This is a genomic window from Pseudomonas sp. QD4 (assembly GCF_049199125.1).
Classification (GTDB): domain Bacteria; phylum Pseudomonadota; class Gammaproteobacteria; order Pseudomonadales; family Pseudomonadaceae; genus Aquipseudomonas.
Genome location: NZ_JBLZOM010000022.1, coordinates 1 through 408 on the forward strand (window position 1 = coordinate 1; position 408 = coordinate 408).

Below are 408 nucleotides of genomic sequence, written 5' to 3' on the forward strand. Positions count from 1 at the left end.
TCGGGAGGACGGTTACCACGGTGTGATTCATGACTGGGGTGAAGTCGTAACAAGGTAGCCGTAGGGGAACCTGCGGCTGGATCACCTCCTTAATCGACGACATCAGCTGCTCCATAAGCACCCACACGAATTGCTTGATTCATTGAAGAAGACGATAGAAACAGCCCGAAATTGGGTCTGTAGCTCAGTTGGTTAGAGCGCACCCCTGATAAGGGTGAGGTCGGCAGTTCGAATCTGCCCAGACCCACCAATTTTGTGTGGGAAAAGCCTGTAGCGATACGGGGCCATAGCTCAGCTGGGAGAGCGCCTGCCTTGCACGCAGGAGGTCAACGGTTCGATCCCGTTTGGCTCCACCACTTACTGCTTAACGCTGTTTCTGTGATAAAGCTTAGAAATGAGCATTCCATC

The 408-nt window shown here is 52.7% G+C and carries 2 tRNA genes and 1 rRNA gene; all 3 read left to right on the forward strand.

Annotated features, from left to right (window positions below):
• A 16S ribosomal RNA gene (locus ACOZJV_RS34705) occupies nucleotides 1–92 on the forward strand; the annotation flags it as partial.
• Nucleotides 93–173: 81 nt separating this feature from the next.
• Nucleotides 174–250 (forward strand) — tRNA-Ile (locus tag ACOZJV_RS34710).
• A gap of 30 nt (nucleotides 251–280) precedes the next feature.
• Nucleotides 281–356, forward strand: a tRNA-Ala gene (locus ACOZJV_RS34715).
• Nucleotides 357–408: the final 52 nt, after the last annotated feature.